2 protein-coding genes and 1 pseudogene are annotated in these 2978 nt (G+C 27.1%); 2 read left to right on the top strand and 1 reads right to left on the bottom strand.

The window, feature by feature from the left end; all coding sequences use genetic code 11:
• A pseudogene (locus Q5F54_RS12370) lies at positions 1-359 on the bottom strand (sporulation membrane protein YtaF); the annotation flags it as partial.
• 192 nt (positions 360-551) lie between these two features.
• On the opposite strand from Q5F54_RS12370, the gene hypB reads away from it, so the two are divergent.
• Together hypB and Q5F54_RS12360 are read left to right on the top strand one after the other, a co-directional pair.
• On the top strand, positions 552-1220 hold the full coding sequence (gene hypB, locus Q5F54_RS12365) for a hydrogenase nickel incorporation protein HypB (RefSeq protein ID WP_071120386.1): 669 nt from the start codon (positions 552-554) through the stop codon (positions 1218-1220).
• 417 nt (positions 1221-1637) lie between these two features.
• Entirely contained in the window at positions 1638-2807 is a 1170-nt protein-coding gene (locus tag Q5F54_RS12360; protein WP_071120387.1) for a hypothetical protein, read from the top strand.
• Positions 2808-2978: the final 171 nt, after the last annotated feature.

Genomic DNA, 2978 nt, shown 5'->3' with positions numbered 1-2978 from the left:
TCAGCCTTTATTTCATCTGCATAAATTTGAAGAACAAATTTAAAGTCAAAAACTTTAAAAGTAAGAGGTTTATCTTTATTGGAAAACTTCTTTATATACTTTTTACAAAATACTTCAAATACTCTATATATACCAAGACCTAATAAAAGAAAAAAGCTAAGATAAGTTGCAACATTAATAGGCATAAAATTATTCAATAAATCTCCTAAAAACAGAGCAATACCTAGAAATGAGGAACAAACTAAGTTTATTATAATTGAAGAATAAAAAGGTATTTTTATTTTATCTGTACCATAAGCAATACTTGCTACAAAAGTATCTAAGCATAAAGAGAAAACCAATAACAACGATTGTAACATGAAGTCACCCCCTATATTGTAGTGCTAGTATTATATTATTCTAGAAAATAAATTTGTGTACATAAAGATATAAAAAGAATATTGACTTTTATTAATACATAAATATATAGAAAGAATATTGATTTTTACTAATACATAAATATATATGAAGTATAAGCCGATAAAGATTTTAATAATACAAGGGAGGATATTATGAAACAAATAATCGTAGAAAAAAATATACCTGTAAATAATAATGAGCTGGCAGATAAAAATAGAAAGCTATTAGATGAGAAACAAATATTTACTATAAATTTATTAGGATCTCCTGGTTCTGGAAAGACATGTTTACTTGAAAAATTAATAGAAAATATTAAAACAAATTATAATATGGCAGTTATTCAAGGTGATTTATACACTGCAAAAGATGCAATGAGAATAGAAAAGCATAATATAGATGTAATCCAACTTAATACAGGTGGACTGTGTTACTTAGATGCTGGTATGATTTCAACTTCTCTTGATAACTTAGATATAAATAAGTTAGACTTTTTAGCTATAGAAAACATAGGAAATCTAGCATTTCCAGAAGAATATGATTTAAGTGAAGATATGAAAATAGTAGTTATGAGCACAACTGAAGGAAATGATAAGCCTTTTAAATATCCATTAATGTTTAAAAGCGCATCTGTAGTTATATTAAACAAATTAGATATTATAGACCATACTAATTTTGACATAAATGAATTCTATAGAGATATACGTATGTTAAATAAAAATATTAAAGTATTTGAAGTATCTTGTAAAGATAATAGAGGAATAGAAGAATTAAGTGACTTTTTAAAAAGTAAAATAAGAGAGAAAAAAATAATGAATTCATAATAAAAAGCCTTGTAAACTACAAGGCTTTTTATTATGAGATTATTTCTTAATAATTATAAGATATTAATGATAAATAAATTTAAATGATATAAATCGATTAATTTATGATTTTACAAGCAGTTTTTTACCTATAAGGAAATTATATCATGAAAAAATTATGGATAACACATGAATATGAGTAATATCAATAACTTTATAAAAGTAAAAAATGATATTTTTGAGCAACGGATGTATCCGTAGCGTGAGCAAGGATATATCGTTGGCGAAATGAAGTGTTTCGCCGACACGTCGCTCAAGCGAAGCGAATTTTTTACTTTAAATTATTAATGATTTTTAATAAAATTTAGTATATAATATAAAAAACAAAATGTAAAAATATGCAATTATTTTTATAAAATTGTAAAAGGAGGATATTATATGGAAAATAGTATAGTAAATCAAAAAACAAAATCCTCTAATATAGAAGCTTTTATATTTTTAGGAATTTTACTTTTTGGATTTTCTTATGTGGCAAATATTATGGGCGCTGGTATAATGTTTAAAGTTATAATGAATACTGCTCATGACTTACTTTTAAATACGGTATTTTTAATAATGGCAATGGCAGTACTTGCAGGTTCGCTTAGTGCATTACTTTCAGAATTTGGAGTCATATCACTTTTAAACAAAGTATTTGCTATTTTTATGAAGCCATTATATGGATTACCAGGTGCAAGTATTGCTGGTGCAATAACTACTTACTTATCTGATAATCCAGCAATAATTTCATTTAGTAAAGATAAGTCTTTTACTAAATACTTTAAGAAATATCAAATTCCTGCCTTATGTAATATAGGTACATCTTTTGGTATGGGACTTATCGTAACAACATTTATGATATCTCAAGGTGAAGAATATGTATTACCTGCTTTAATAGGAAATGTAGGAGCTATAATAGGTAGTATAGTAAGTGTTAGAATAATGCTACATTTCACTAAAAAGTTTTATAAAGATGATAAATGTGATGATAAATCTGATTTAAAATCAAGTACAGCTAAAGAAGCTAGAGTAATAAGGGATGGTAGTGTATTCCAAAGAGCATTAGATGCTATACTTGAAGGTGGTAAAAGTGGAGTTGAACTTGGACTTGCTATAATACCTGGAGTATTAGTTGTATGTACATTGGTTATGCTTTTAACATTTGGACCAAGTACTGATCCAACTACAGGAGCAGATATTTATACAGGAGCTGCATATGAAGGAATTGGATTACTTCCTATACTTGGAGAAAAACTTAGCTTTATACTAGAACCATTGTTTGGATTTAAATCAGCTGAAGCTATAGCATTTCCAATAACATCTTTAGGTGCAGTAGGAGCTGCAATGAGTTTAGTTCCTCAGTTTATAACAGATGGTATAATAACACCTAATGATATAGCAGTATTTACAGCTATGGGAATGTGTTGGAGTGGATATTTAAGCACTCATGTAGGTATGATGGATGCATTAAATGCAAGAGAACTTACAAGTAAAGCTATATTATCTCATACTATAGGTGGTATTTGTGCAGGTGTGTCTGCGCACTTTATATTTATGATTATTTCATAAACTATATAAATGGACTTAAGTTATAAACTTAAGTCCATTTTATTTTTTACGCTTAATGATATTATAATACTTTAAAAATTGTGTATAACTTCTTAATGTAAGTAATATCAATAAATTAGTTTTGAGCGTAAAAAAGATTTTGAAATGCTTCGCCCACGCAGTGGCTCAAGC

The organism is uncultured Romboutsia sp., from assembly GCF_958366745.1.
Taxonomy (GTDB): Bacteria; Bacillota; Clostridia; order Peptostreptococcales; family Peptostreptococcaceae; genus Romboutsia; species Romboutsia timonensis.
The sequence above is the reverse complement of the archived record's forward strand: the minus strand, read 5'-3'. Positions and strand labels throughout refer to the sequence as shown.